Source organism: Litorivita sp. NS0012-18, from assembly GCF_040371945.1.
Taxonomy (GTDB): domain Bacteria; phylum Pseudomonadota; class Alphaproteobacteria; order Rhodobacterales; family Rhodobacteraceae; genus Litorivita.
This window is the reverse complement of the sequence record NZ_BAABWS010000008.1, coordinates 1-26,930: the sequence shown is the minus strand read 5'-3', so window position 1 is coordinate 26,930 and position 26,930 is coordinate 1. Positions and strand designations below refer to the sequence as shown.

25 protein-coding genes and 1 pseudogene are annotated in these 26,930 nt (G+C 58.2%); 14 read left to right on the top strand and 12 right to left on the bottom strand.

From position 1 onward, the window contains the following. Positions 1 to 348: 348 nt before the first annotated feature. Positions 349 to 900, bottom strand: a complete 552-nt coding sequence (locus ABWV64_RS15760; protein WP_353347011.1) for a TetR/AcrR family transcriptional regulator — start codon at positions 898 to 900, stop codon at positions 349 to 351. Positions 901 to 1,072: 172 nt separating this feature from the next. Here ABWV64_RS15760 and ABWV64_RS15755 point away from each other — a divergent pair, with 172 nt between their 5' ends. The 6 genes and pseudogenes from ABWV64_RS15755 to ABWV64_RS15730 form a co-directional block, all read left to right on the top strand. Continuing rightward, positions 1,073 to 1,843 (top strand): SDR family oxidoreductase, encoded by a 771-nt coding sequence (locus ABWV64_RS15755; RefSeq protein WP_353347009.1) that lies wholly within the window; start codon positions 1,073 to 1,075, stop codon positions 1,841 to 1,843. Next, positions 1,840 to 2,235: a DUF6041 domain-containing protein gene (locus ABWV64_RS15750; RefSeq protein WP_353347007.1), complete on the top strand. Its 396-nt coding sequence runs from the start codon at positions 1,840 to 1,842 to the stop codon at positions 2,233 to 2,235. Before ABWV64_RS15755 ends, ABWV64_RS15750 begins: the two co-directional genes overlap by 4 nt. A gap of 387 nt (positions 2,236 to 2,622) precedes the next feature. Continuing rightward, positions 2,623 to 3,447 carry a winged helix-turn-helix domain-containing protein gene (locus ABWV64_RS15745; RefSeq protein WP_353347005.1) on the top strand — a complete coding sequence of 275 codons (825 nt, stop codon included), beginning with the start codon at positions 2,623 to 2,625 and terminating at the stop codon, positions 3,445 to 3,447. A gap of 30 nt (positions 3,448 to 3,477) precedes the next feature. Further along, on the top strand, positions 3,478 to 4,443 hold the full coding sequence (locus ABWV64_RS15740; protein ID WP_353347003.1) for an MOSC domain-containing protein: 966 nt from the start codon (positions 3,478 to 3,480) through the stop codon (positions 4,441 to 4,443). Between the two features lie 51 nt (positions 4,444 to 4,494). After that, positions 4,495 to 6,525, top strand: coding sequence for a 4Fe-4S binding protein (locus ABWV64_RS15735; RefSeq protein WP_353347001.1), 2,031 nt, complete (start codon positions 4,495 to 4,497; stop codon positions 6,523 to 6,525). Positions 6,526 to 6,812: 287 nt separating this feature from the next. Beyond that, positions 6,813 to 7,536: pseudogene (locus ABWV64_RS15730) on the top strand (transposase); the annotation flags it as partial. Between the two features lie 166 nt (positions 7,537 to 7,702). On the opposite strand, the gene ABWV64_RS15725 reads toward ABWV64_RS15730, so the two are convergent. Further along, positions 7,703 to 8,383, bottom strand: a complete 681-nt coding sequence (locus tag ABWV64_RS15725) for a TetR/AcrR family transcriptional regulator (protein WP_353346999.1) — start codon at positions 8,381 to 8,383, stop codon at positions 7,703 to 7,705. Between the two features lie 172 nt (positions 8,384 to 8,555). Here ABWV64_RS15725 and ABWV64_RS15720 point away from each other — a divergent pair, with 172 nt between their 5' ends. From ABWV64_RS15720 to ABWV64_RS15695, 6 genes are all read left to right on the top strand, one after another. Beyond that, positions 8,556 to 9,872, top strand: coding sequence for an ABC transporter substrate-binding protein (locus ABWV64_RS15720; RefSeq protein ID WP_353346997.1), 1,317 nt, complete (start codon positions 8,556 to 8,558; stop codon positions 9,870 to 9,872). A gap of 61 nt (positions 9,873 to 9,933) precedes the next feature. Further along, positions 9,934 to 11,121, top strand: coding sequence for a cytochrome P450 (locus ABWV64_RS15715; protein WP_353346995.1), 1,188 nt, complete (start codon positions 9,934 to 9,936; stop codon positions 11,119 to 11,121). Between the two features lie 10 nt (positions 11,122 to 11,131). Then, entirely contained in the window at positions 11,132 to 11,449 is a 318-nt protein-coding gene (locus ABWV64_RS15710; protein ID WP_353346993.1) for a 2Fe-2S iron-sulfur cluster-binding protein, read from the top strand. A 3-nt stretch (positions 11,450 to 11,452) separates the two neighbouring features. Next, on the top strand, positions 11,453 to 12,649 hold the full coding sequence (locus ABWV64_RS15705) for an NAD(P)/FAD-dependent oxidoreductase (protein ID WP_353346991.1): 1,197 nt from the start codon (positions 11,453 to 11,455) through the stop codon (positions 12,647 to 12,649). A gap of 8 nt (positions 12,650 to 12,657) precedes the next feature. Continuing rightward, complete coding sequence (locus tag ABWV64_RS15700; RefSeq protein ID WP_353346989.1) at positions 12,658 to 13,716, top strand: GFA family protein; 1,059 nt, start codon at positions 12,658 to 12,660, stop codon at positions 13,714 to 13,716. A gap of 85 nt (positions 13,717 to 13,801) precedes the next feature. After that, on the top strand, positions 13,802 to 14,986 hold the full coding sequence (locus ABWV64_RS15695) for a cytochrome P450 (RefSeq protein ID WP_353346987.1): 1,185 nt from the start codon (positions 13,802 to 13,804) through the stop codon (positions 14,984 to 14,986). Between the two features lie 63 nt (positions 14,987 to 15,049). On the opposite strand, the gene ABWV64_RS15690 is transcribed toward ABWV64_RS15695, so the two are convergent. From ABWV64_RS15690 to ABWV64_RS15645, 10 genes are all read right to left on the bottom strand, one after another. Beyond that, positions 15,050 to 16,177, bottom strand: coding sequence for an S-(hydroxymethyl)glutathione dehydrogenase/class III alcohol dehydrogenase (locus ABWV64_RS15690; RefSeq protein ID WP_353346985.1), 1,128 nt, complete (start codon positions 16,175 to 16,177; stop codon positions 15,050 to 15,052). A 585-nt stretch (positions 16,178 to 16,762) separates the two neighbouring features. Beyond that, positions 16,763 to 17,695, bottom strand: coding sequence for a 3,5-dioxohexanoate:acetyl-CoA acetone transferase (gene kce, locus ABWV64_RS15685; RefSeq protein ID WP_353346983.1), 933 nt, complete (start codon positions 17,693 to 17,695; stop codon positions 16,763 to 16,765). Continuing rightward, complete coding sequence (locus ABWV64_RS15680; RefSeq protein ID WP_353346981.1) at positions 17,688 to 18,713, bottom strand: branched-chain amino acid ABC transporter permease; 1,026 nt, start codon at positions 18,711 to 18,713, stop codon at positions 17,688 to 17,690. The genes kce and ABWV64_RS15680 overlap by 8 nt, the downstream gene beginning before the upstream one ends. Beyond that, a complete protein-coding gene (locus tag ABWV64_RS15675; RefSeq protein ID WP_353346979.1) occupies positions 18,710 to 19,573 on the bottom strand; it encodes a branched-chain amino acid ABC transporter permease in 864 nt (287 codons plus the stop codon). The genes ABWV64_RS15680 and ABWV64_RS15675 overlap by 4 nt, the downstream gene beginning before the upstream one ends. Positions 19,574 to 19,576: 3 nt before the next feature. Continuing rightward, a complete protein-coding gene (locus ABWV64_RS15670; RefSeq protein WP_353346977.1) occupies positions 19,577 to 20,281 on the bottom strand; it encodes an ABC transporter ATP-binding protein in 705 nt (234 codons plus the stop codon). Continuing rightward, entirely contained in the window at positions 20,274 to 21,002 is a 729-nt protein-coding gene (locus ABWV64_RS15665; protein WP_353346975.1) for an ABC transporter ATP-binding protein, read from the bottom strand. The genes ABWV64_RS15670 and ABWV64_RS15665 overlap by 8 nt, the downstream gene beginning before the upstream one ends. Positions 21,003 to 21,250: 248 nt before the next feature. Next, positions 21,251 to 22,180 carry a 3-hydroxyacyl-CoA dehydrogenase family protein gene (locus tag ABWV64_RS15660; protein WP_353346973.1) on the bottom strand — a complete coding sequence of 310 codons (930 nt, stop codon included), beginning with the start codon at positions 22,178 to 22,180 and terminating at the stop codon, positions 21,251 to 21,253. A 4-nt stretch (positions 22,181 to 22,184) separates the two neighbouring features. Further along, positions 22,185 to 22,982, bottom strand: a complete 798-nt coding sequence (locus ABWV64_RS15655) for an SDR family NAD(P)-dependent oxidoreductase (RefSeq protein WP_353346971.1) — start codon at positions 22,980 to 22,982, stop codon at positions 22,185 to 22,187. Continuing rightward, positions 22,979 to 23,329 carry a cupin domain-containing protein gene (locus ABWV64_RS15650; RefSeq protein WP_353346969.1) on the bottom strand — a complete coding sequence of 117 codons (351 nt, stop codon included), beginning with the start codon at positions 23,327 to 23,329 and terminating at the stop codon, positions 22,979 to 22,981. The genes ABWV64_RS15655 and ABWV64_RS15650 overlap by 4 nt, the downstream gene beginning before the upstream one ends. A gap of 72 nt (positions 23,330 to 23,401) precedes the next feature. Further along, on the bottom strand, positions 23,402 to 24,238 hold the full coding sequence (locus tag ABWV64_RS15645) for a cyclase family protein (RefSeq protein ID WP_353346967.1): 837 nt from the start codon (positions 24,236 to 24,238) through the stop codon (positions 23,402 to 23,404). Between the two features lie 229 nt (positions 24,239 to 24,467). Here ABWV64_RS15645 and ABWV64_RS15640 point away from each other — a divergent pair, with 229 nt between their 5' ends. Both ABWV64_RS15640 and ABWV64_RS15635 read left to right on the top strand, forming a co-directional pair. Continuing rightward, on the top strand, positions 24,468 to 25,241 hold the full coding sequence (locus ABWV64_RS15640; RefSeq protein ID WP_353346964.1) for an IclR family transcriptional regulator: 774 nt from the start codon (positions 24,468 to 24,470) through the stop codon (positions 25,239 to 25,241). Positions 25,242 to 25,559: 318 nt separating this feature from the next. Next, positions 25,560 to 26,795 carry a cytochrome P450 gene (locus ABWV64_RS15635; RefSeq protein ID WP_353346962.1) on the top strand — a complete coding sequence of 412 codons (1,236 nt, stop codon included), beginning with the start codon at positions 25,560 to 25,562 and terminating at the stop codon, positions 26,793 to 26,795. Positions 26,796 to 26,930: the final 135 nt, after the last annotated feature.

The following is a 26,930-nucleotide window of genomic DNA, read 5'->3' as shown; positions in this document are numbered from 1 at the left end:
AATATCGCCACGCGATATATGTTACATTCGGAGGTGAAGGTGCAGAAAGGTCGAAAATCGGTGCTTAGAGATAGAGGACCAATTTGCATGCAGTTCCGGGTAGTTGGTGTTGCGGACGCTACTAGGGCGTGTGGTAGTTGTCGACAATGCACCATGACACGAAACGGCGTCAGATACGTATAATGAAGTTTATGTAAAATATCTGGGTGTATCGCCTTTTTCTGTACCCGACGGTTCAAGTTAATGATGCTAGGGTGACAGAGGTCGGTCGGCCGCAGCCGGAGCGGGTCGGCCTGAAACCTTGGCGCAAGCATATGGTTTATCGTCCTTACAGGCTGCGCCGGCGTGTTATGCGGAATTACTCAGGATGCGCGTCACGCTGTTCGCCAAGTCTTCGAACGGCGTGACGCCGCCGTCGAACATGCGTTGCAGCAGAAATCCGTAACACGCGAACAGCACCGGCGCAGCGGCGTCGGAACCGACGATGGCCTCTATCGCCGACAGATAAGTGGCATTCGCGGCAATCATCGCAGGGTCGTTTCTGATTTGATCCTGCGTCAACGGCCGCAGGTAGTCGGCAAGAAGGGTCATTTCGCCTTTGAAATCGCCATCCAGCGTTCGGACACTAGCCAAGATGCTCTCGACCCTGCTTGCGATAGAAGGCTCTCGCTCTTCCGGCGGCCGGAACGGGGCAACCGACCTTTGCGTTGCCGCGGCGCTCGCAGCCACAAACAGCGCCTGTTTGCTGGGAAAATAATGATAGAGTGCGCTTTTCGACAGGCCGAGCGCTGCCGCAATATCGCGCATCCCGACATTCCCAAAACCCTGCTCCATGAAGACCTCAGCGGCCTTTTGCGCCAGTGCATGTGAATGCGCTTCCCTATCGACAATCTTGGGCATGAAATTTCCTTTTCCCTTCATTTGAACTATCGGACTTGGCCTTGCGATCAAACGATACAAAATAGTCCAAGTGGTCGAAAAAGGAATCCGATATGAAACGTGTGCTTGTGGTTGGCGCAACCGGCTATCTTGGTCGCCATATGGTCGAGCAGCTTAAGCTGCGCGGTTTTGGGTGCGTGCCTTGTCAAGGCGCCCCGATGCATTTGACTGGGCTGCTCATCAGCCGGACGAAGTTTTTCTGGGCGAGGCGACCGATCCGGCTACGCTGACCGGTCTTTGTGATGGTATCGACTATGTGTTTTCCTCTCTCGGCATCACCCGTCAGACCGACAAGGTTGGGTACTGGGATGTCGACTACGGTGCGAACAAGTCGGTGCTGGACCTTGCCGTTCGGGCTGGGGCCCGGAAATTTGTCTTCATTTCGGTGGTCCGACCGGAACTGACCTGCCATGTCGACCTCGTCGCGGCGCGCGAAGCCTTTGCCGACGATCTGGCCAAGTCCGGCCTTGATTACACCGTTGCGCGTGCAACCGGCTTTTTCAACGACATGCTCGATTTTCTAAAAATGGCGCGTGGCGGCAGGGTCTATGTATTCGGGGCCGGAAAGAACCGGATCAACCCCATTCACGGCGCCGATCTGGCGAACCGGTACATCGATGCTTTCACGCAAATGGAGCACGAATGTTCAGCCGGCGGGCCGGAAACGCTGACCTACGACCAGATTGACGCGCTCGCCTGCGAAGCACTTGGCAAGCCGGTCAAGATCACCCATGTGCCCGGCTGGATGACTGGCCTGTTCCTTGCGGCAATCAAGCCCTTCAACAAGAAGCTTTACACCGCGCTCGCCTTCCTCTCGACAGTCATGCAGAATGATATCACCGCACCAGCGACAGGCACGCATCGGCTGGGTGAGACATTTCACAACAAGGCTGCGGACGCGTGAGCCGCGCAGCCCAGATTCTCCAGCGGCTGATCGGTGCCATGTTCCTTGTCGCCGGTATCTCGAAGTTCTTCCCATATCTGGAAGATCCTTATGTGGTGCTAATCGCCGCGCAACGCGCCAATGCTGACGGTCCCCTCGCCCTGCTGAGCGATTTCGCTCTGACCGGCGCGGTCTGGGTTATTCCTCTTGTGGGGGCGGTGATGATCGTTACGGGCGCATTGCAACTCGCCGATCGTGGGCCCTTCATTGCCGCGTGCCTTGTCCAAATCGCCATGATGCTGATGTTTGTTGCCATGCTCCGTGCGGCATTTCCCGCCATTTGGTTGATTGATGGCGTGATTGCCTTGGGCGAATTGATCGTAATCGGACGGCGAATGGGATGGTTGCGCTAGGCGGATAGGTTCAGGCGCGCGCCCTGTCATCTTCTGATGTCATGCGGTGACACCGAATAGACCGCTGATAAACGCCGCGGTCCGGTTTGTCGTGATCAACCCTCTCAGCGCGCAAAGTCGCTTCCACCAAACGAACATTGGCACAACCTCGAGCCGCGAGCTGGGGTTTGAGCGGCAGTCATCTGATGCGTGCATCGGGAGCGTGCCTTTAGGGAACTGGCGCTCATCACGGAGGGCGCGAAGCGGAACATTCGACCCTGTGCTCGTCTGGTAGAGTGCGACGCAACGGCTTAACTAAAAATCTGTTGCCCCCCAGACCCCAAGGTTTCCATTGATTGTACGAATTGCCTATTTCTGGTAACTTTCGATGTCATGCAAAATCCCGACATGAAACGTGGATGGATCCTCACAGCTCTCGGTGGCGTAATCATGGCGGCACTCCTGTATGTCATGCCGGGGGCCTGGAATGAGGCAAGCAGGCAAGCTCGAAAAGATGTGTCTGATCTGATCGCGTTGCTTGCACAACGCGAATTGATTGGTGTGCGCATCGCCGAACAGGAGGCGTTGGAACAAGCGGCGTTTTGGGGCGGTGCAGGAGAGGTCTTGTATCCGCTACCTGACGCATTCAGCCCCTTAAAGGGCGAGCTAGGGCCAAGTGATCTGGCCGCGATCGGTGCGTTCAGGGCGGGGCTCGACCACGCGGGATGGACCTCATTCGGTCTTGACGCGCGGCGGATCCTGTATTGCCAAAGCAAACCGGCCGCTTGCCTGGTCTATGATCGATCAGCTTTGGCCGCGCAAATCGGGATTGCCTCTCTTGGCGCGCGGCCTGCATTTCCTTGGTGGAAAGTCGCTTTGGCGCTGCTGGCGATGGCTGCGTGTTTGGGTGCTGCGGTTCTATTTCGCCGCAAACGAAGCCCCAAGACACCCAGGTTCGAATTTTCGCCAGACCAATTTCGCGCGCTCTGTGACGGGCGCGAAATTCGCCTGAGCAAGCGGGATACGAAGATACTTGCGCTTTTGATGGCCCGCGGCGGCGCGGTGGTGACGCGGGACGAGCTATACGATGAAGGCTGGGGACGGGACTACATGCCCAATTCGCGTGCTTTGGACCAACACATCATAAACCTCCGACGCAAGCTAGATCCAGACAGGGACCGGCCTGAGATGATCGAAACGGTGCGCGGTATCGGATACCGCATTTTACAGTAAGTTTTTGCAAAGATTTTGCAAAGTTTTGGCGTGAATCTCACACATCGGCGCGGCCGTGATGGCTTGTTCTTCGAAACCATGGCGAGGAAAAGCAACGTGACGCAAGCAACGGGACAGATAACGCAGATTTGGAGATTCCCCATCCAATCCATGGGTGGCGAGAGGGTCGCGCAGGCGGAGATAACGACCGCGGGGCTGGTTGGGGATCGGGCTTTGGCCTTGCTGGATGTTGAGACGGGCAAGGTGGCGAGTGCCAAGTCTGTCCGGCTGTTTCCCGACCTGATGGCCTGTCACGCACGGTTTGAGAAAGAGCCGGCGCGAGGCGAGGTCTTGGATGGCGCTTTGCCCAACGTGGAAATTACCCTCCCCAACGGGCGGACGGTGGATAGCTTGTCGGCGGGGGCGAACGCATCGCTGTCGGCGTTCTTTGGACGCGAGCTGCGCTTGATCAGTGGTGCGCCGGATGATTTCGTCGTGGATCAATATCACCCTGACCTTCCAAACTTGAACCCCGCGGGCAACCGCGATGTCGTCGTGCCGCAACCGCTCGGCAGCAGTCTGTTTCGCGCGCTTGGGCAAGAGCCGCCTTTGGGGCCGCATTCCTTGCAGGATCTGTTCCCGCTGTCGGTGATAACCTCTGGCACGTTGAGCGCACTGCGCAGTGCGGTGCAAGGTTCAAGCATCACCGCCGAACGGTTTCGTATGAACCTGTTGGTGGAGGAAACAGCGCAAGGACTTCCTGAAAATCAGTGGGTTGGCCGAACGGGTGCCCTTGGTGAGGCGGTGATTGCCTTTGCGATGCCTGCGCCGCGATGTGTCATGACCACGCGCCCAACCGCGGGCCTTAGCGAAGACACCCGTGTTTTGCGCGCCATCTCAGAGACCAACCGACTGGATCTGCTGGGGATCGGGGCGTTCCCCTGCGCCGGAATTTATGCGGTTGCCGTGCAGGCTGGCACAATCCGGCAGGGAGATTCCCTGCAGCTGCGGGGCTAAGGGATCATGCGCAACCTCCTATTTTTGCTGATACTTCAAAGCGTTGTCCTGTTGACCCCAGCACAGGCCGCCCCGACAGACCCGCCCCTAACGCCCGAGCAGATCGCGGCTTATCTTCCGGTGGGGTATGCGCTTGGTGAGCAGGTGTCACAAGATGGCGTCTATAGTCTGATCTCTTACACGGGTGTCGAGGCCGGCTATGTCTTTGAAACCCGACCAATCGCGCCCTTGCCGGGATTTGCTGGTGCCCCGATCGACATGTTGGTGATGATCGATCATGACGCCCGCTTTATCGACGTCAAAATCGTCGATCATTTCGAGCCGATGTTCGTGGCGGGACTGGGCGACGCACGATTTCAGGCGTTTTTGGACCAATACGCGGGCCAATCGATCACCGAACCATTCGTCGTGGGCAATCCTTTTGGCAGCGCAAAGGATCAGGAGGCCTCGGCCCTGACCTATCTCGACGGGGTGTCCACCGCGACGGCCAGCGTGCGGATTGCCAATGAGACGTTGCTTGCAGCGGTCAAGGAGGTGGCGCGCGAACGGATGCAAGGGATCGCCGCAGGCCCGCCCGCGCGGCCCGACCCCACGGTCGAAGAGAGCCTGACATGGGATGATCTTGTACGCGAAGGCATCGCTTCGCGCACCATCATCACCAATGCTGAAGTGGAGGAAGCCTTTGCGGGAACGATCTTTGCCGGACAGGATCCGCAGGCTCTGGCACAGCCGAACGCGCCTTACCTTGACCTGTGGATTGTCGATCTCGGGCCGCCATCGGTGGCGCGGGCTGTTCTGTCCAAGGACACGCTCGCTGAGATGGACGATTTCTATCAAATCTACCCCGATGACGAGCCGATCCTATTGATTGAAACGGCGCGGCATGGGCTGGTCACAGAGGATTTCATCCGCAACACTGTGCCCTCCTTGATCTCCGCCAAACAGGGCGCTTTCCCCTTTGCATTGCGGGACGCGGATCTCTTGGTGGAACTGGTGCCCGACGCGCCGCAAGACGGGACGGCGATGGTGCTGCGCACGGATCGGCGCGCGGGGTTCAACCCGATTGAACCATGGGAGCTGGCGCTGGAGGCAAAACGTGAAATAGGTTTCATCCAGCCCAAGGTCGGCACCACGTCATTGACGACGACATACGCCGCCCCGCCCCGTTTCTTTGTCACCCCAGAACCGCCCCGGATCGTGCCCGCGTGGATCAGCGCGATCGAGCAACGGTGGCTGGATATGACGGCCTTGGCGATGGGCCTGTTGGCGCTGGTCGCTGTGTTGCTGGTGCGCCTTGATCGGCTGGCAAGCCTGCGCGCCTACACGCCGGTCCGGCTTGGCGTTCTGGCCTGCACCATTGCGCTCATCGGTTGGTATGGACAGGGGCAACTGTCTATCGTGACACCGCTTGGTGCGTTGCGAGCGGGCACGGCGGGGCAGAGCCTCGGGTTCTTGATTTACGATCCCTTCTCGATCCTGATCTGGATCGTGGCCGCGCTTGGTTTTTTCCTCTGGGGGCGCGGGCTGTTTTGTGGCTGGCTGTGCCCCTTCGGCGCTCTTCAGGAATTCCTGCACCACATCGGTCGCTGGCTGCGCCTGCCCCAGATTAACCCCTCGCCCAAGTGGGACGGACGCCTGAAATGGGTGAAATATGGTGTGCTGTTCGCACTGGTCATCTTGACCCTTCTGGTGCCCTCGGCCATGGACAAGGCCGCCGAAGTCGAGCCCTTCAAGACCGCGATTTCGACCTATTTCCGGCGCGAATGGTACTATGTCGCCTATTGCGTGTTCTGGCTGACGGTTGCGACGGTGTTGTTCAAAGGGTTCTGCCGCTACGTCTGCCCGCTGGGGGCGCTTATGGCGATTGGCGGACTTGTGCGCGGGCGCGACTGGATCGCGCGGCGCAATGAATGCGGCAGCCCCTGCCAGCTATGTCGGGTCAAATGCAACTACGGCGCCATCACCAAGACCGGTGAGATCCGCTATGACGAATGCTTTGGCTGCCTCGATTGCGTCTCGATCTACAACGACGACACGCAATGCGTGCCCCTGATCCTCAAATCCAAGAAGGAGCGCGCCTGATGATTTCGCGCCGAAGACTACTATCCATCGCTGCTGCCAGCCTTGTTCCGGGGCAACCGCTTGGGGCGGCGCAAACCGGCTGGCGCGGTCGCGCCTTGGGGGCGGAGACGTCGATCAAACTGCGCGGGGACCGGCAGATGGCGAGGGCGATGATCCATGCTATATCGGCAGAGCTGCGGCGTATTGACCCCCGATGAGGCCTATGCCAGCAAAACTGAACCAATGAGATTAGCAGCCTAAATGAAACCCTGATCCATCTTAACAGGGCTGCAAACTGGTCTAAAATGCAGGACAACCTCTCCTACATCAAAGTGCTGGGACGGGGCTGGTTCTATCTTAGCACGGTTCTTGACGATTACAGTCGCTACATCCTCTCTTGGAAGCTATGCTACCACTGCCCGGCAGGGTAATGCGCAGCAATATCCCGAGAGGGGAACATGCGGGCTGAAGACGTGACGGACACACTGGGCCTCGCATTGCAGGCATCCGGCTGTGAGCAGGTTCACGTCGTCCACAAGCCACGTCTGCTCAGCGATAGCGGATCCGGTTACGTCTCCGGTGACTTGGCGAAGTGGTTGCAGGACAAGGGCATGAAGCATTCTCGCGGTGCGCCTTATTACCCTCAGACCCAAGGCAAGATCACCTCTCGGGACATTGCTGCGCAATACCCTGCCGGTCAACAGAACGGTGGCACCAAACCTTGAAGAACCGCATCGTGCTGGAAAACTACTTCCTGCCAGGTGATCTTGAAGCTCAGATCGAAGCCTTCGTCGACCACTACAACCATCAGCGGTATCACGAGAGCATCAATAGCGTCACACCCGCTGACGTCTACTTCGGACGCGACAAAGCCATTCTACAGCAACGTCCCTCTCGGGATCATGCTACGCATAACCCTGCCGGGCAGTGGAAAAGATCAAACGAAAGGCACTCGAAACGCGACGCTTGCATCACAGGCAACGCGCCGCAGAATCAAACCAACCAGATGAGCAAAACTCTCTCATAGTTTAGGTCGCCATTGGGTCCAAAAACTCTGACGACGGGCATTCATACCGTCACGCCAGAACCGATGCTTTCCGCCTCTGGGACAGCTACGCTCTCGAAATGGCCGCCTTACAGACGCGCCCCAGGCAGCTTTCATACCGGCGCAAACAAGTTGGTAATGTCTGGGTGCCGGTTAACTGGCAACCTTTTTGTCGAACTGATCGTCGACCGAAAATCGGAAATCAACTTCGAGATCCGGATAAGGCGGCAGCTCCGCGCGGGCAACCTTTGCGGCAAGGACAGGATCAACGCCCATGACCCGCATGATGGATTGTGTCATTGTCGCTTCGGCTTCGGGCGGGGCAACGCCTTCGATGATGTCAGTGACCGTGCCCGCAAGCAGCCAGTTCAGATAAGACCAGGTAATTTCGATATTCGCATCAGGCAGGTCGAGAACACCGGCGCTCTGCGCTGCTTCCATGTCGGCCATCCCAAATGTACGGAACCCAAAGTTCATTCGACGGACCATCAGATCAGTCCGGCGCAACCACCAGCGCCACATCGGGTCGGTTAGCATTTCGCGCGCAGTAAGACGGACGGAAAACGCGATGAAAGCCACAGGATCGGTCACGCCTGCATCCAAATTAGCCTGACGGTTCCGAACGCCAAGGTTATGGATCACACAGTCCAGAACCTTTTCGGCGATTTCATCTTTTGACTGGAAGTAATTATAGAAGGTGCCGAATCCGACATCCGCCTCAGCCGTGATCTGCTGAATTGTCGTCGGATCAATTCCCTGATTCGACATCAGTTCATGCGCTGCTTTCAGCAAGGTGGCCCGCGTGCGCACCTGCCGTTTCTGTACCCTAGTCATTGTGGGGTTTGCCGTCCTTACGTGATTTTCAGCATCTTACTACTCTGGGAAAGGGAGGTCAAAACCGTTGACAGGTTTCTAAACCTGATTTAGCCTCACTTTTGATACCTCATCACTATTAGGGTTTGGAGGAACCTTGGCAGTGAGGATTTGGGGATCATGGGAGGATACAATGACATCAATTTTCTCGGGGCCTCGCAGGCTCCGCTCGCCGTCCCGTCGGGATATTTTGAAATATGGCGCAGCGACGACCGCACTGGTCGGATCCGGACTTGGCGCCCCGGCAATTGCCGCGAACCGTAAGCTTCGGCTTGGTTTTGTAAGTCCTCAGACCGGCCCCTTGGCCGCTTTTGGCGAAGCAGATAGCTTTGTCATCGATACGGTTCAGGCCGCATTGTCCAACGGCATCCAGTCTGGCGGATCGACCTACGATGTCGAAATCCTTGTGCGCGACAGCCAGTCAAATCCCAACCGTACGAGCGAGGTCGCCTCGGATCTGATCCTGCGAGACGAAGTTGACATCATCCTTGCCTCGTCCACCGGGGATACAACGAACCCTGTCGCCGATATTGCCGAGTTGAACGAGGTGCCCTGCATTACGACCGACACCCCATGGGAAGCCCACTTCTTCGGGCGCGGCGGTAATCCGGCACAAGGGTTCGACTGGACCTATCACTTCTTTTGGGGGCTGAACGACTTGGTCGGCGTGTTCACCAATATGTGGGATCAGGCGGACACCAACAATAACGTCGGCGGGCTGTTTGCCAATGACGTCGAAGGCATTGCCCTGACCGATCCCAAACTTGGCTTCCCTGCGCCAATGAAGGCTGCCGGATATGAATTGTCCCTTCCCGGTCTTATGGATCCGGGTGCTCAGGACCTATCTGGTTTTATCTCTGATTTCCGCAGCTCGAACGCTGAGATCGTGACGGGGGCTGTTACACCACCAGCCTTCGCGACCTTCTGGAATCAGGCTGCGCAGCAAGGCCTGCGCGATCAGCTCAAGTTCTGCACGATTGCCAAGGCGATGCTCTTCCCTGCGGCCGTCGAATCCCTCGGTGACACCGGCGAAGGCATCACCACCGAAGTCTGGTGGTCGCCTGGGCACCCCTTCTCCTCGGGGCTGACGGGGAGCAGTGCCGCAGAGTATTGCGCCGCTTACACAAGCACGACCGGGCGTCAGTGGACCCAGCCGTTGGGCTTTAAGCATGCTTTGATCGAAGTCGCCATCGATGCGCTCAAACGCGCGGGCGACCCCAAAGATCCAGAGGCGGTGCGCGACGCCATCGCAGCCACGAATTATGAATCCATCGTGGGGCAGGTCAGTTGGAACGGTGCAACAACCAATCCGGTTCGAAACGTATCTGTCACGCCGCTTGTTGGTGGCCAATGGAAGCGGGGCGGCGATTTTCCCTACGATCTGGCGATCGTCGACAACACCGCTGCGCCTGACATTCCGCTTACCGGCGACCTGACGCTTCTTAGCTGACGATCCTCAGTAGCCGGGTGGTTCTCCCGAGACCGCCCGGCAGCATTCAAAGGACCACCCAATGACTAATCCCGCTAAGGGCGCTGTCGTCTCTGACGCACGCCTGTTCGACGAAGAGCATCTTGCAAACCCCTATCCGCTTTATCAGCAGCTACGCGATGCGGGGCCCGTTATCTGGCTTGAGGCGTATGATCTTTATATGCTGCCCAGATACGCGGAAACGCGGCAGGCCCTGTCGGATTGGGAAAACTATTCTTCTGCGGGCGGCGTCACGATGAACGACGATATGAACCAAAAGCTCAAAGGTGGGCTGCTGTGTTCCGACCCGCCCCGCCATGACGCTTTGCGCAAGGTCATCGAACGCCCCGTGACGCCCAAGGCGCTTAGCCAGTTGCGGTCGCGCGTCTCGGACGAAGCGAAATCGCTGGTCACGCGCCTATGCGATCAGGGCAGCTTTGATGCGGCGACCGAACTGGCGCAGCACCTACCCGTCACCATCGTATCGGACCTCGTTGGTCTGCCCGAACAGGGTCGCGAAAGGATGCTGGAATGGGCCCCTGCAAATTTCGACTGCTTCGGACCGGAAAATGCCAAACGCACACAAGAAGCCATGCCGATCGTCGGAGAGATGGTCGAATACGCCTTCACCCAATGTGTCCCCGGCAAACTAAAGAAAGACGGCTGGGCACAAATGATCTGGGACGCGGCGCATCGTGGTGAGGTTAGCCTAGAAGACGCGCCGTTCATGATGAACGACTATATGGGCCCATCGCTCGACACGACGATTTTTGCGACCACCTGGATTGTCTGGCTATTCTCCCAGCATCCCGAACAGTGGCAAAAGCTGAAAGACAACCCCGCCCTGATCGCCTCGGCGATCAACGAAGCGGTGCGGCTGGAAAGTCCTATCCAGAATTTCTCACGCTACGTCGCTAATGATGTAGAGATCGGCGGCGTCACCCTACCAGCCGGCAGCCGGGTCATCGTGTCCTACGGATCGGCCAACCGCGATGAACGCAAATGGGGCGACCCGACCAAGTTCAACATCCTGCGCGAAGACAGCAATGATCACCTGGGCTTTGGTCTGGGCGAACACAATTGCGTCGGCCAGAACCTTGCCCGCCTCGAAATCCGGGCGCTGCTGACAGAATTGCTACAGCGTGTGAACCGGTTCGAATTGATCGAAACAAAACCCTTCATAAACAACGTCCTGCATGGCCTCGCATCGTGCCGGGTGCAAATTCACTGACGGAGAGACAATGCCTACAGCTACTTACATTCTTCCTGACGGAACCGAGCGTACACTTGAACTGCGCGATGGCCAGAGCCTTATGGAAGGCGCGGTCCGAAATGGGATCGTCGAAATCCTTGGTGAATGCGGCGGCTCTGCTATGTGCGCCACATGCCATGTCATTGTTGAATCCGCCCCTGGAAGGCTGACTGAAATGTCAGATGACGAGGACGCGATGCTCGACGAAACTGCGGCCGACCGCACCGAAGCGTCGCGCCTGTCCTGTCAAATCCGGATGTCCGACGCGATCGACGGCATTGTCGTCCGAGTGCCAGAGGAGATGTAAGCGATGGCATCCGGCTCCGATATCGTCATCGTTGGTGCCGGACAGGCTGCCGCCCAACTTGTCATGTCACTACGTGCAGCGCGGCACGAAGGAAAGATCACATTGATTGGCGATGAGCCGCACGTGCCCTATTCCCGCCCGCCTCTCTCCAAGACCTTTCTTGGCGGACAGACGGAAATCGACGACCTCTTTTTTCGAACGCCGGACTGGTACGCCGATCAGGACGTCCAACTGATGACCGGTGTGCGCGTCACCGCGATCGACAAAGAGAACCGGAAGCTTGAAACGACCGCTGGCTCTGTCGCCTACGGTCAGTTGGTCCTTGCCACCGGCACCCGCCCCCGCATTCTGCCGACACTTCCTGATACCCTGACAAACGTGGTCTATTTACGGGCTGTTGCGGATATCGACAGGCTGCGCCCGCTTCTTACCGGGCCACGGCGTGTGGCGGTTGTCGGCGGCGGCTTCATCGGACTTGAGTTCGCCGCGGCGGCGCGCAAGCTCGGGCACGAGGTAACGGTGATCGAAGCCGGACCACGCCTGATGGGCCGCGCCGTTTCATCGGCGATGTCCGACTGGTTCCTAAGGTTGCATCAATCGCATGGTGTCGACGTGCGGTTATCAACCGGACTAGAGCAGGTCATCGAAGAAACCGGCGCGGTCAAAGCGCTTGGCTTATCGGATGGATCAACGCTTGACGCGGATCTGGTGGTCGCTGGCGTGGGCGCGATCCCGAACGATGAACTTGCCGATGCTGCAGGGATCCGCTGTGACAACGGCATCGCTGTCGCCCCAGACCTTCAGACATCTGAAAATGGGATCTTTGCGATCGGAGATTGCTGTTCATTCCTCCTACCCGACGGGCGGCGCATCCGCCTTGAATGCGTTCAAAGCGCTGTTGACCAAGCCCGCCATCTTGCCGCCGTCCTCACAGATAAGGACACAGCCCCATATATCGCAGTACCATGGTTCTGGACCGATCAATTCGGCGCAAAGTTGCAGATTGCAGGCCTTCTGCCCGCTCCTTGTGCCAAAGTACCCTGCCCCACAGACGCCGACCGATTTTCGCTCGATCACCATGACGGCGATCAACTGATCTGCCGCGAATCTTTCAATGATCCCAAGGCGCATGTCGCCGCCCGAAAGGCCATGAAGGCCGACCTCTCCCAAACGATCCCATCCGTCGCAGCACGGGCCTGAGTACTGCCATGTGTTCAGCGTCCGACGCCGGATGCAGCAAAAAAGACAACTTCAGTCAAGCGCAAGGAAATCCAGACGTGCCAGTCCTAGAAACCGAAATCACAATCAATGCCGCACCCCAAACGGTGTGGAGTATCATGGACAACCTCGACCGCTACCCCGAGTGGTGCAAGCTTGTCCCCGATCTGCAAGGCAAGACCACTGTCGGAGAGGTCGTCACCGGCACGCTGAAACAACCCAATACACCCGACATTCCCCTATCCCCTACGCTGACCCGCATTGTCGGCGCGCGCGAATTGCGATGGCTGAGCGAAGCGCCTGAGCCGGGCGTGTTCCGCGGAGAACATGTCTTTGTGCTGACCCCGCAGGGCAACGGGCAAAAGACACACCTAAGTCATTTCGAGATCTTCGAAGGCGCGGCAGTCGAAGAGATGTGGGACGGCATCAAGATCAATGGCCGCGCCGCTTACGAAGAATTCAATGCCGATCTGAAGGCCCGCGCAGAAGCGATGGAACAGGCCGATGTCGAGATTCATCCATCTGTCGGGCGCGATGCCACTGCCGACGCCCCCGAAAGTTTCACGCTTCGCTGCGCTTGCCCATCCGCTATGATCGAGATCGAAATTCAGGCGCCCATTCGTCACAACCATCTTTGCGGGTGTTCGCAATGCTGGAAACCCGACGGCGCGCTTCTGGCTGAAATCGCGGTCGTTCCTGCCGGGTCCGCCACCGTTGTAAAGGGCGGTGAAAAACTTGTCGCGGCGGACAAGACGCTGTCCGTTCAACGCTACGCCTGCAGGGATTGCGGCACCCATATGATCGGGCGCGTTCCGGACGCGGACCACCACTTTTATGGGTTGGAGTTCATTCACCCTGCGCTTTCGGACAAGCCACAGCCTGGCCCGGCCTTTGCGGGGTTCGTTTCCTCGGTCATCGAAACCGGAACCGACCCGTCCAGCATGGTCGCAATTCGCCAAACGCTCGGCACGGCGGGAATTCCCGCATACGACAGTTTTTCACCGGAACTCATGGATCTGATCGCTTGGCACAAGCGCAAGAAGACATGATCGCGGCGAAGGAGCGGGCTGCGTAGCAGTCCACGTGGAGGGTGTTGCAGCCTGAAGAAACACGCGAAAAAAGGGAGGAAGACCAATGACAACCACAAAAAAACGGGCGCCATCGATGTCCGTCGATCTATACTCAGACGAAAATCTGATGAACCCCTATCCCGTCTATGATGAGATCCGCGAACTGGGGCCGGTCGTCTATCTTGAAGACCTCGATATGTATGTTTCTGCCCGATACGATGCGGTACGGACCATTCTGACGCGGTCGGATGTTTTTGTGTCATACGAAGGCGTCATGATGAACGATCCGATGAACGAAGCATTGAAAGGGATCGTGCTGTGTACCGACGGCGACGAACACGCAGCCATGCGCAAGGTTCTGGCCAAGCCTGTGATGCCGAAAGAGTTGCGCTCCGTCCGCCCCGAGGTCGAGGCCGAAGCCGAAACCCTTGCTGACCGACTGGTGGCCAAGGGTCGCTTTGACGCCGCGACCGAGCTGGCACAACATTTGCCGTTGACCATTGTGTCGAAACTCGTCGGGCTGCCCGAAGAGGGACGGCAACGCATGATGATCTGGGCCGAGGCGAACTTTCAGTGTTTCGGCCCGATGAATGCCCGAACCGAAGCGGCCTTTCCCGTTCTGGAGGAAATGGTCGGTTATGCGCTGAACCAATGCGTTCGCGGAAAGCTTGTGCCCGGCGGTTGGGCCGAACGCCTGCACGACGCCGCCGAAGCCGGAGAGATCCCGATGGAAAAGGCGAGCCTCATGGCGCTGGACTACTTGGGGCCTTCGCTTGACACTACGATTTTCGGAATCGGCAACGCGGTCTGGTTGTTCGCAAACAATCCCGATCAATGGGCCAAGTTGCGCGAACAGCCCACATTGATCCCACAGGCCATCAACGAGGTGCTCCGCCTTGAAAGCCCGATCCAGGGCTTTTCTCGTTATACCAAGGAAGAGTTCGAGATCGAGGATGTGACAATCCCCAAGGATGCCCGTGTGATCGTGCTTTATGGGGCAGGTAACCGGGATGGGCGCAAATTCCCAGAGCCGGAAAAATTCGACATCATGCGCGAGTCGGTCGCTGACCATCTGGCCTTTGGCCACGGTGAACATGCCTGTGTGGGTATGAACCTTGCACGCCTTGAAATGAGCGCGATCCTGAAATCGCTTTGCCCGCGTGTAGAAGGGTTCGAAGTTCACGAAACCGAACGCAACATCATCAACGTGCTGCGCGGATTTTCGAAAATCGACATCAGCGTGCACTGATCAAAAAGAAACCGGCGCCTCACAGGGCGCCGGTTTTTCGATTCATAACGATCCCACTGGGCATCAAAACTCAATAACAGCGCGGATCGACTTGCCTTCGTGCATCAGGTCAAACCCGTGGTTGATCTCGTCCAGGGTCAGCTTGTGCGTGATCATCGGATCGATCTCGATCTTGCCATCCATGTACCAGTCTACGAACTTCGGCACATCGGTACGCCCTTTCGCGCCACCAAAGGCCGTGCCCTTCCAGACGCGCCCGGTGACCAACTGGAAAGGCCTGGTCGAAATCTCGGCCCCCGCCGGCGCCACACCGATGATGACAGACACGCCCCAGCCCCGATGCGAACATTCCAGCGCATCGCGCATGACCTGAACGTTCCCCGTCGCGTCAAAAGAATAATCCACCCCGCCGATTTGGTCGGCGCCGCGCTTGGTCAGGTTGACGATCTCTTGCACGGTGTTGTCGACCTTGGACGGGTTCACGAAATGGGTCATGCCGAATTTCTTCGCCATCTCGGCCTTATCGTCGTTCAGGTCGACACCAATAATCATGTCGGCGCCTGCCATGCGCAGGCCTTGAATGACGTTCAGACCGATCCCGCCAAGGCCAAAGACCGCTGCGGTCGAGCCGATCTCAACGCCCGCTGTATTTATCACGGCACCGATGCCCGTCGTAACGCCGCAACCGATGTAACAAATCTTGTCGAACGGCGCATCATCACGCACCTTGGCCAGCGCGATTTCCGACATAACGGTGTGGTTGGCAAAGGTGGAACAGCCCATGTAATGGTGAATCGGCGTGCCATCCAGCATCTTGAAACGGGTCGTGCCATCGGGCATCAGCCCTTGGCCTTGGGTATTGCGGATCGCCGAACAAAGGTTGGTCTTGCCCGACAGGCAGGACGGGCATTCGCGGCATTCGGGCGTATAAAGCGGGATCACATGATCGCCGGGCTTCAGCGTGGTCACACCCTCACCCACCTCAAGCACAACGCCTGCACCTTCATGACCCAGGATGCAGGGAAACAGCCCTTCGGGGTCCGCGCCTGATCGGGTAAATTCATCGGTGTGACACAGGCCCGTCGCCTTGATCTCGACCAGGACTTCGCCCGCCTTCGGACCGTCCAGTTCTACTTCCATGATTTCCAAAGGTTGATCGGCGGCCAAAGCGACCGCTGCACGCGTTTTCATCTGGTATTCCTCCCTATCGTATTTTCTGCCGAAAGACCGAAACAGATCATCAGCTTTCGTGCCTAAATATGATTACAAATCACTACCGATTTCAAATCATTTTCAATAGTTTCGTCTGAATTCTATCAGGCGCTACCGGATAGGAGCGTCACCAGCAGTGGGACTGCGATGAAAAACGCAATCTTGATCACGTCGGCCACCATGAAGGGCATAGCCCTGCGATAGATTTTCATGATCGACGTGTCCGGCGAAAGCTGCTTCTTGATGCCAGGTTCGCGCCGCTAGGATAACGATCGCGCGGTCCATTCCGGTGCAAAAGCAGATGTCCATCCGGACGCGAACATCAGACGATAAATCGCGGCTTCCGTTGCTACATCCGTGCCAAAGGTCGCGCGCAGCCACGCACTGAAGCCTTCGGACACACGGCGCGCCGCGCGGTTGCCGCGGGTTTGAAGTTCCGGCACCCCGATGGCTCCCACCATAATGGCGCGTCAAAATTTACGGATACAAAACACCCCCGACGAAAGGCGATTGGTCGGGGGCATTTCTCAACCTCAGCTCACGGGGTCACCGCGATTTGGGTGATCAGAAATTCACCCGATCACCGCCCTTGAGATCCAGAACCTCCCTGGCCTCAGCAGGGGTGGCGATCTCATGCCCTAGCTCTTCGAGCGCGCGACGAACCTTCGCAACCTGTTGCGCGTTCGACTCTGCCAGCTTCCCGCGCGATATAAAGAGTGAGTCTTCCAACCCTACACGCACATTCCCGCCCATCTGCGCTGCCGTCACCGCCAGCGGGATCTGCGTCGAACCGGCCGCCAGAACCGACCAGCGATAGCTGTCGCCGAACAACTTGTCTGCGGTCTTCTTCATGAACACGAGATTGTCAATATCCGCGCCGATCCCACCAAGGATGCCCATGACGAACTGGATGAAGATAGGTGCTTTGAACAGTCCCTGATCCATGCAGAATTTGAGGTTATAAAGGTGCCCGACGTCGTAGCATTCGTGTTCAAACTTGATCTCGTGCGGGGCCAGCGTAGTCGCCGCTTCGCGGATGTCGCGGAACGTGTTTCGGAAGATGTTGCCGTCGGAATTGGCAACATACTCCTCTTCCCAATCGAACTTCCAATCAGTGTAGCGGGTCGCCAACGGGTGAAAGCTAAAGTTCATGGAACCCATGTTCATCGAACACATCTCAGCCGAGAAGGTCGCAGCGGGCTTGATCCGGTCCTGGATCGATAACGTCAGCGACCCGCCGGTCGAGATGTTCACCACCGCATCCGTTGATTGCTTGATCCGGTCGAGGAACGGTTTGAAATCTTTGGGGTCAACAGATGGCGCGCCGGTTTCGTTGTCGCGGGCATGAAGGTGCAGGATCGACGCCCCCGCCTCGGCCGCGTCGATGGCCTGCGTGGCGATGTCATCATAAGTGTAGGGCAGCGCGTCCGACATGGTCGGCGTGTGGATCGCACCGGTGACGGCACAGGTGATGACGGTTTTGTTTTTCTTAGCCATGGTCAGGCTCCTTTGTTTGCCCTTGGACGCGACGGGACAAAGGAAAAAGTTCCCGGCCCGAAGCGCCGCGGATTAGGCCCCAAAGGCCTTTGGGCGATTTCAACATGATGAGAATGGCGACAAGGCCAAGCGCGATAAGGTAAACGGTGCCAAGGTCGGCCAAGGTTTCGCGCAGCAGGAAATACACAAGCGTTCCGATAATCGGGCCTTCGACCGTTCCGATCCCGCCAATCACGACCATGAAGATAACGAAGGCAGTCCAGTCGTTGACGCTGAACCCTGCGTCCGGAGAGATGCGGATCTTTTGCAAAAAGATCAGCGCCCCGACCAAGGCCGTTAAACCGCCCGTGACGACATAGACCACGAACTTGGTGCGCCAGATGTCGATGCCTAGCGATTTGGCCGCCAGTTCGTTGTCGCGGATTGCGGTCAGGGCGACGCCCTGACGCGACCGCAGGACCCAAACGACCGCACCGATGACAATAACCGCCACGCCAAGCGCTAACCAATAGGCCAGCGCCTCGCGTGCGGATCGCCCGTCCGCCAGCGATTTCACGATATCGACGGGAAGCGAGGTGCCCGACCCGCCGCCAAGGGCCGATACTTGGGACGCGGTCAGGCGGAAAACCTCGGCCACCACCCATGTACCAATCGCGAAATAGGCGCCGCGAAGCCGGAAGATCAGAACCGCAACCGGCGCTGCAACGGCGGCACCGATGGCGGCTGCGATGGGCAACGCGGCATAAGGATGAACCCCCCAGAGGATCGTCAATGCAAAAAACAGGTAGCCCCCCAAACCGACGTAGGCCTGCTGACCAACCGAAACCAACCCGGCATAGCCCGCCATCAGGTTCCAGAGTGATGCCAGCGACATATAGAGAAAGATTTCGCCCAACAGGCGCAGGTCGGCGCGCGACGCCCACCAGGGGGCGGCGGCCATAACAAGTACGATCAGGGCAGCCAAGGCCATCGAAATGGTCGACAGGCGGGTCATGCGGGAAACGTGCAATTGGCTCATCCGTCGATCCTCGGGAACAGGCCGCGCGGGCGGACGGCCAGAATGATCAGAAACACGATGTGACCTGCCAACACCTGATAGCCCGGGTTGATCTTGGCCCCGATGGTCTGTGCCACACCAAGGATCACGCCCCCTGCCAGCGTGCCCCAAAGGTTGCCCAGCCCGCCGATAATCACCGCTTCGAACCCGAAGATCAGGCGCGACCCGCCGATGGCTGGATCGAACGAGGTGCGTATACCAAGGCACACACCCGCCACGGCCGTCACCGCCAACGACAGGGCCATCGCCATGCCAAAAACATGCGATCGGTTCAGACCCATAAGCTGCGCGATGTCCTGTAGATCCGAGGTCGCGCGGAACGCCCGGCCAAGCGCCGTGTGATAAAACATCCATTGCAACGACGCGATCACCGCCACCGCAATACCGAAGGTCAAAAGTGGCATAACCCCAAGTGTCACTGGTCCGACGCCCATGCTGGCCACTTCAAGCGCGCCCGCCTGTAGTTTCTGTGGATCCGCCGAATACCCCAGTAGCAGCGCGTTCTGGATGATCACCGACAAACCAAATGTCACCAAAAGTGGGGGCAGAATATCCCCGGTCATCGTTTGGTTCAGCACCAGCCTTTGCAAGCCATAGCCGAACGATGCCATCACCGGCACGACCACCACAAGCGCCAGTAACGGGTGCAATCCCAGCATGACAGCGGCGGTCAGCGCGATATATGCGCTTAGCACTATCAGGTCGCCGTGGGCGATATTCACAAGGCGCATCACCCCAAAGATCAGCGACAGCCCGGCGGCAAAAAGCGCATAAAGCCCACCCAACAGTATTCCTTGTACGACTGCGTTCAGCCAATCCATTTGCTACACTCCGAAATACGCGCGGCTGATGTCTTCGCGCGACACCGCATCGCTGGCGCCATCCAACGTGACGCGGCCTTCTTGCAGGCAGTACACCCGCGACGATACCGACAAGGCCTTGGCGATGTCCTGTTCCACGACCACGACGGTCAGCCCCTCGCCCACGATGCCGGGCAACGCTTCATAGATCGACTTGATCACGACGGGGGCCAGACCAAGGCTAATTTCGTCCATCATCAGCAGGTCCGGGTTTGACATCAGCGCACGCCCGATCGCGACCATCTGCTGTTGCCCGCCAGACAAAGCCGTCGCGGGCACAGCGCGGCGTTCTTCAAGGATCGGGAACAAATCAAAGACCCGCTGAAGGTTCCAAGGGCCGCTGCGCCCTGACTGACCGCCGATGATCAGGTTTTCTTCGACCGACAGCGATGGGAACAGCATCCGTCCCTCGGGCACCAATGCGATCCCCTGTTGCGCCACCTGATCCGCACGAAGCGCACCGATCGGCTGGCCTTTCCAGCGCACTGACCCAGGGGTATTTTTCAGCAATCCACAGACCGAGCGCATCAGGGTCGTCTTGCCCGCGCCATTGGCACCGATCACGGCAATGACTTCTCCAGCCATGACTTCCATATCGACGCCATAAAGCGCCTGGAAATCTCCGTAGTGGGCGTCGAGGCCGGAAATCGAAAGGATGGGATCACGCATCGGCTTCGATCCCCAGATAGATTTCCTTAACCTCTTTGCTCTCCATGATTGCGCGTGGTTCGCCTTCGGCAATCTTGCGCCCAAAATCGATGACGATCAGACGGTCCACGACAGCCATAAGCGCATGGACCACATGTTCGATCCAGACGATCGAGATCCCGGTTTCCCGCAGCGCATTAATCGTCCCGATCAGCGATTGGCACTCGTCTTCGGTCAGGCCGCCAGCGATTTCGTCCAATAACAGAACCTTTGGTTTGGCACACATCGCGCGGCTTAGTTCCAATCGCTTGCGTTCCAGAAGGGTCAGTCTCCCCGCCATGACATTGGCCTTGGGCAGCAGCCCAGTCCGTTCAAGAACGTCAAGGCACAGCGCTTCTGCCTCACGGCCGGACAGACCCGCGCCCTGCGTTGCGGCGACATAGGTGTTTTCATAGATCGTCATGCCAGAAAACGGCTGCGGCACTTGAAAACTTCGGGCCAGCCCAGCTCGGCACCGTTTGGCCGCAGGCCATTTGGTGATGTCCTGCCCAGCGAACCGGACCCGCCCCCCATCTGGCGACAACGTGCCGGTAACCAAGTTAAACATGGATGTCTTGCCCGCGCCGTTGGGGCCAAGCACGCCAAGCGCCTCGCCCTCTTGCAACGTCCAGGATTGGTCGTCGGCGACCACGACAGCGCCGAAAGCTTTCCGTACGTTCTGTAGTTCAAGGATAACTGTCATGTCCGTCCGCATTCGGGGGCGGTCCATTTATCGAACCGCGCTGTTGGTCTTTTCCCAACGATTGAAAACCGCCGGTTGTCGGGATGATCGGGGCCGGCCCTCTGCCACGATCATTAGATCGATGATGTGACCGTCCGCTTCGGCCAACCCTCGGGTGCCAGGGTGGCAGGGGCGGATACTGTCCCTGACAAATAGTCCCTCCGGCATATGGTAAATTTGATCATGACACGTTCCTTATGGGTTAGTGTCTACTTTTCCAAAATCGTCTCCAGTCGGCCAAGGTGGGTCGTCACGCGGTCCCTGACCGTCTGCGCCTCTTCCGGCGTCCAGCGTCGAAAGCCTTCTCCGGATTTCATGCCCAGCTTGCCGTTTTCCACCAGCTGCTCCAGCAACGGTGAAGGACCGGGGCGGTGTTCCAGATCGGCCAGCACCTGTGAATGAATGTCCAGCGTCAGATCCGTGCCCACAAGGTCCGCATTCTCCAGCGGCCCCAACACCGACAGGCGGCGGCCAAAGCACGACTTGACCACCGTATCGACCGCCTCGGCATCGCAGATACCCCGTTCGACCAGCGAAATCGCCTCGCGCCACAGGGCGTGTTGCATTCGGTTTCCGATGAACCCCGGCACGTCCTTTTCCACCCGTACCGGCGTTTTGCCCGCATCCGCCAGAAGCGCCATCATGGCATCCATCGCGGAGTCGTCGGTCCATTCGGTGCGAATAACCTCGACCAGCGGGATCATGTGCGGCGGGTTCCACCAATGGGTGCCAAGGGCGCGGCCCCTGAACTCCAGCCCGCCCATGATCTTGGTGATCGGCATCACACTGGTGTTTGAGGCCAGAATGCAATCGGCAGGGGCGTGCTTCTCGATCTCGGAGAAGATCGACTGTTTCAGCCCCAGTTTTTCCGGAGCCGCTTCGAAGACGAAAGCCGCCTTTTCAACCGCGCTGGCGGTGTCGCGCATCACTTCGATCCGCTGCAGGATCTTGGCGATTTGCGCATCGTCTTCGCCCATCAGGTGTAATGAATCACTCACCCGGTCCGGCAACGCCGCGCGCGCTTCGGGGACGGGATCAGTAATGGCGACGTTTTGCCCGGCACGCGCCATAACCAGCGCGATGCCATGTCCCATAAGCCCTGCCCCAATAACGGCGATCTGTTGGTTCTTTACAGTCATTGGATCAGCCCGCCGTGTAGCCGCCGTCGGCATATAGAATATGCCCGGTGTAGAAATCGCAGGCCTTGGATGACAGGAACAGCAGCGGACCAGCCAGATCCTCGGGCTCTCCCAACCGGCCCTTAGGCACGCGGGTTAAGAAGCCATCGCGCACCGCCTTGGCTTCGTCCGTGTCTTCGAACATCCACGCGGTCAACGGGCTGCGGAACACGGTCGGCGCAATGGCGTTTACCGTGATACCGGTCGGTCCAAGTTCGCAGCCGAGCGCCTTGGTAATTCCGTCCACGGCTGCCTTGGAGGCGCAATAGGCGGTGTAGCCTGCTGGATGACCCAAAAGCCCCCGCGCCGACGATACCAAGACGATCTTGCCGCCCGTGCCCTGCGCCTTCATCTGCACCGTTGCGGCCTTGGCCAGCAACCAGCTTTGCGTGACGTTCGCGTCCATCACGTTCGTGAAGGTGTCCAACGACATTTCGTCGATCTTGGCCACCTTGTTCATGCCGGACGCGACAACGAGAATATCCAGCGCGCCATAGGCGTCGACGGTCTTTTCCACCATATTGGTGCAGGCGGCTTCATCACTGGGGCGGGCGTTGACCTCGGTCACATCTGCGCCCATATCGCGGCATTCGCCCGCGATATCGGATAGGACATCGGCGGATCCAGCCGCCAGCACCAGCTTGCATCCGGCACCGGCCAGCACGCGGGCGGCGACCATACCAAAGGCGCCAGATGCCCCGGTGATCAGCGCCACCTTGCCTTTGACATCGAACATCGACAGGGGATTGGACATAGCGTTCATGACTTGGCCTCCGACGGATAAGGGATGACGACCAGCATCTTGCAGACGTGGTTCGACTTGTTCTCAATGCGACGCTCCTGTCCGGGCGGCACTGTGCAACTGTCCATGGCGCGCAGCACTTCGATCTTGCCCTCCCACTCCAGCGTCATCTCGCCTTCCAGAACGACGTAGACTTTCTCGAACGGGGTAGAATCCGGCCCTGCCCCGCCGCCCGGCAGAAACTGGCTGTAGCCGATCCATTGGTTGGTCGGGCCGCCGTCCTCAAAACCCTGCAACCGCAGCCCATGGACGTCCCAATGGTTTGGTGCCTCATAGGGCTGCGCATCTTCAAACCGTTTGATTAGCACGATGATCCTCCCTCATCCTCTTGCCCGAACTATCCTTCGGGGGTTTGGGGGGCAGACAGCCCCCCAATGGGTTCAGAAGCTTTCGCCCGGTTCGATCCGGTAGTTCTGGCCCTTGTCGATCATTGCGACCAAGCGGATGATACAGCCGTCACCACGATCCCAGTTCCACGGGAAAAAGGCGAAGGTGCAGCGCTTGCCGGTAACCGCGTCCAGATCACCGCCGACGTTTTCGATCCCAAGGATCCCGTTCTTGAACAGGACGTTGTGGACTGGCTCCCACTCTGGGAAATCTTCTTCCCAGCCGCGACCGCCGGACCATTCTTTGTATTCATCTTCCAGATGCGGCAGCAACGGACCGTTGCGCTGCGGGCCGATGGCGGTGGCCAGCGGGTGATCGTTGGCCTGCGTGTCATGGCCTACAACCTTGATCTTCTTTTCAACCATCCATTCGCCAGCGGATTTCACAAAACCGGGGCAATAGGCGAAATAGTCACCGTCTTCGTAACGTTTGTGCCAACCGGTGTTTACGATCAACACGTCACCGGGGCGGATGGCATCGCCACAAGCTTTTTCCAGATCGTCACCGGTGATCGGCTCCCAATATTTCTTGGGCATGTCGACGACGATACCAGTGCCGAAGAAATGCGGCAGCGGCACTTCGTCGATAAATGGCGTGCCTTGAACCACGTGGGCGGGCGCGTCGATGTGGGTTGTTGCATGCATGGTCGTCGTGATCCGCTGGCTCAGCACACCGGATTTCGCCATATAGTGGATACGCTCGATCTTGGTATCTTCAAAATAGGGCCAGTTCGGGTTCTGAAACCCGAACCGATGGCTCAGGTTATAAAACTCAAGCCCCATCGAGTTGTTGGTGTTTTCTTCAAAATCAATGCCGCGGATTGTGATCATCGGGCGCTCCTTTCCTGTTCGCGGACGGACACTTTGGCCGCCGTGTTTCTTCAATTGAATTTTCTGGATGTTCCTCCCATCCGTCTCGCATAGAGATGCATATGCACCGCATCGCAGTCAACATATTTCCTGCGATTGCGTGCAGCTGTATCACATAGCGGTTCGTTTTTCGCTAGATTTCCGGTGGCATTTATGGCAACAGGGACAAAGTTGACGACGGAAAGCCCAAATGAACGAAACCGATAGTGCGCCTAAGGCCATGCAAAGAAACGGAATTCAGGTCATTGGAAGGGCGGCGGCCATTCTGCGAACCCTGCGTGATGATCCGACGGGTATGTCACTTGGCCAAATCGCCGAAAAAGTCGGGTTGGCCCGCTCAACGGTGCAGCGAATCGTGGCGGCGCTTCAGGACGAACGCTTGGTCATCATGCTGGGTAACGGCGGTTTTCGCCTTGGGCCCGAGGTCACCAGCCTTGCCAAGGCCGCAAGTTTTGACACGGTCGAACTGTGCCGCCCCTGTCTGATCGAACTGGCCCAATCGACCGGCGAGACCGCCGATCTGTCGGTGCTTCGCGGTGAACAGATCATCTTTCTCGACCAGGTGCCCGGCCGCCATCGGCTGCGTACCATTTCCGCCGTCGGCGATGTCTTTCCGCTGACGACCACAGCGAATGGCAAAGCGGCGCTGTCTCTCTTGGCCACGCAAGAAGCCCGCGCCCGTGCGGGCCGCGAATGGGATAAGGCCGGACTGCCCGATCACTGGAGCGAGCTGGCTCCCGAACTGGAAACCATCCGCCAAGACGGACTGGCCTTTGACATTGGCGAACACACGGATGGGATTTGTGCGGTCGGATCCGCCTTCAGGGCGCCGGGCGGCGGCATCCATGCCATTTCCGTCCCCGTCCCCGCGACACGTTTCAACCGCGAACGAGAGCGCGTCATCACCGAATTGCAGAACGCGGTGCGCCGCATCAAACAACTGTTGGGCGATCAAGATTGCTAATCCTGCACGGATATCGCCAAATTGGTTGGGTCTACGCCCGGTTCAATTTGAGTTTGCGCAATCGCGAATGCGGTCACTGGTGCTCAGCGCGGCATTGTCCGTGTCTAGGGGCCTGGAATGCAGTCGTTTTAGACGGCCACGCCATCACTTGGACGCAGGAGAACAGCGTTCATATATCCGCGCCATTCGAATGTTCCCGGTTGAATTTGGGAACGCACTTGCCCGTTGGCGCTATCTCTATTCAGTTTAACAAAGCCGTATTGGGACAGATAACGTGAGTTAAATCTCTGTCCGAAAAATGGCCGAAGGAGGAAGACCATGAACCAAGAAACACTGATTGAAGGCCACAAGGCGATCGCCCCACCGGAGAGCGTGCCGGTTCTGGATATCGACCCCTATAGCGACGACAACCTGACAAACCGGACATATTTTTCGGCACTGCACGAGGCAGGCCCTTTCGCCTTCATCCCGAAATATAGCGTTCTGGCCAGCGGGCGCTACGATGTGGTGAAAGAAGTGTTCTCGGATCATGAGAGATTTGTTTCATCGCGCGGGGTGGGCCTTTCGGATTTCGCCGTGGAAGAGCCGTGGCGGCCACAGTCGATCATCCTCGAAGTTGACCCGCCTTATCACAGCAAGACACGCAAGGTAATTTTGCGGGGCCTGTCGCCCAAGGTGGTGCGCGCGCTGAAGGATGACTTCAAATTGGACGCAGAACGGCTGATCGGCGAGATTTTGACCAAGGGCGACTTCGAGGCCGTGGTCGATATTGCCGAGGCGTTCCCCTCCAAGGTCTTTCCCGAAGCGGTAGGCATCAAAGATCCCGATCCGCGCATGCTGATCGATTTTGGCGCGATCCAGTTCAACGCCATCGGCCCAGACAACGCGCTCAGGGCCAAGGGGTTCGCAGGCATGAAGCCCGTCATGGAGTGGATTCTGTCACGCTGTTCTCGCGATGCGCTGACACCGGATGGGATCGGTTCGGTGTTCTACGAAGCTGCCGACAATGGTGAGATCACCCATGACGAGGCAACCATGCTGGTCCGTGCCGTTCTGGCCGCCGGGATCGACACGACAGTGACCGGCATCGGCAATGCGCTGTGGTGCCTCGCAACACACCCTGAGGAATATGAAAAGCTGAAGGCCGACCCTGAAAAGATGGCCTTGCCCGCTTTCGAGGAAACGCTGCGATTTACCTCTCCGGTGCAGGCATTCTATCGTACAGCCGCCATCGATACCGAAGTGGCGGGCGTGAAGATCGTGGAAGGCACCAAGATTTTATGCTGTCTCGGCGCGGCGAACATGGACCCCGACCACTGGGATCAGCCGAACCGCTACGACATTTCGCGCCAGACCGCCGGGCATCTCGCGCTTGGGGTGGGCGTGCATGTTTGCGTCGGCCAGAACATTGCCCGTGCCGAGGGCCAAGCCGTGCTGCGTGCAATCGCCGAACGGGTCGAGCGTATCGAACTTACAGGCAAGGAGACCTGGCGTCCGAATAATGCGATCCACGCGCTCGACAAGCTGCCACTGCGGTTCATTGCCAAGGAATGACGGCTGGCGTGTAACACACTGGCACGAGCACTTCAAATATTTGGGGGATAAGTGATCAAATCGTTCTTCCGAAAGATCAAAGCGCTTCGCCTGTATAACACGGGCGAGCGCGCCGTAATTGAGAAGCGGCTAGAC

What these genes read in the sequence shown, in the direction of transcription:
- ABWV64_RS15760 (WP_353347011.1), bottom strand. Translation starts at nt 900, where the DNA reads ATGCCCAAGATTGTCGATAGGGAAGCGCATTCACATGCACTGGCGCAA.
- ABWV64_RS15745 (WP_353347005.1), top strand. Translation starts at nt 2,623, where the DNA reads ATGAAACGTGGATGGATCCTCACAGCTCTCGGTGGCGTAATCATGGCG.
- ABWV64_RS15725 (WP_353346999.1), bottom strand. Translation starts at nt 8,383, where the DNA reads ATGACTAGGGTACAGAAACGGCAGGTGCGCACGCGGGCCACCTTGCTG.
- ABWV64_RS15720 (WP_353346997.1), top strand. Translation starts at nt 8,556, where the DNA reads ATGACATCAATTTTCTCGGGGCCTCGCAGGCTCCGCTCGCCGTCCCGT.
- ABWV64_RS15715 (WP_353346995.1), top strand. Translation starts at nt 9,934, where the DNA reads ATGACTAATCCCGCTAAGGGCGCTGTCGTCTCTGACGCACGCCTGTTC.
- ABWV64_RS15710 (WP_353346993.1), top strand. Translation starts at nt 11,132, where the DNA reads ATGCCTACAGCTACTTACATTCTTCCTGACGGAACCGAGCGTACACTT.
- ABWV64_RS15705 (WP_353346991.1), top strand. Translation starts at nt 11,453, where the DNA reads ATGGCATCCGGCTCCGATATCGTCATCGTTGGTGCCGGACAGGCTGCC.
- ABWV64_RS15700 (WP_353346989.1), top strand. Translation starts at nt 12,658, where the DNA reads ATGTGTTCAGCGTCCGACGCCGGATGCAGCAAAAAAGACAACTTCAGT.
- ABWV64_RS15695 (WP_353346987.1), top strand. Translation starts at nt 13,802, where the DNA reads ATGACAACCACAAAAAAACGGGCGCCATCGATGTCCGTCGATCTATAC.
- ABWV64_RS15690 (WP_353346985.1), bottom strand. Translation starts at nt 16,177, where the DNA reads ATGAAAACGCGTGCAGCGGTCGCTTTGGCCGCCGATCAACCTTTGGAA.
- kce (WP_353346983.1), bottom strand. Translation starts at nt 17,695, where the DNA reads ATGGCTAAGAAAAACAAAACCGTCATCACCTGTGCCGTCACCGGTGCG.
- ABWV64_RS15680 (WP_353346981.1), bottom strand. Translation starts at nt 18,713, where the DNA reads ATGAGCCAATTGCACGTTTCCCGCATGACCCGCCTGTCGACCATTTCG.
- ABWV64_RS15675 (WP_353346979.1), bottom strand. Translation starts at nt 19,573, where the DNA reads ATGGATTGGCTGAACGCAGTCGTACAAGGAATACTGTTGGGTGGGCTT.
- ABWV64_RS15670 (WP_353346977.1), bottom strand. Translation starts at nt 20,281, where the DNA reads ATGCGTGATCCCATCCTTTCGATTTCCGGCCTCGACGCCCACTACGGA.
- ABWV64_RS15665 (WP_353346975.1), bottom strand. Translation starts at nt 21,002, where the DNA reads ATGACAGTTATCCTTGAACTACAGAACGTACGGAAAGCTTTCGGCGCT.
- ABWV64_RS15660 (WP_353346973.1), bottom strand. Translation starts at nt 22,180, where the DNA reads ATGACTGTAAAGAACCAACAGATCGCCGTTATTGGGGCAGGGCTTATG.
- ABWV64_RS15655 (WP_353346971.1), bottom strand. Translation starts at nt 22,982, where the DNA reads ATGAACGCTATGTCCAATCCCCTGTCGATGTTCGATGTCAAAGGCAAG.
- ABWV64_RS15645 (WP_353346967.1), bottom strand. Translation starts at nt 24,238, where the DNA reads ATGATCACAATCCGCGGCATTGATTTTGAAGAAAACACCAACAACTCG.
- ABWV64_RS15640 (WP_353346964.1), top strand. Translation starts at nt 24,468, where the DNA reads ATGAACGAAACCGATAGTGCGCCTAAGGCCATGCAAAGAAACGGAATT.
- ABWV64_RS15635 (WP_353346962.1), top strand. Translation starts at nt 25,560, where the DNA reads ATGAACCAAGAAACACTGATTGAAGGCCACAAGGCGATCGCCCCACCG.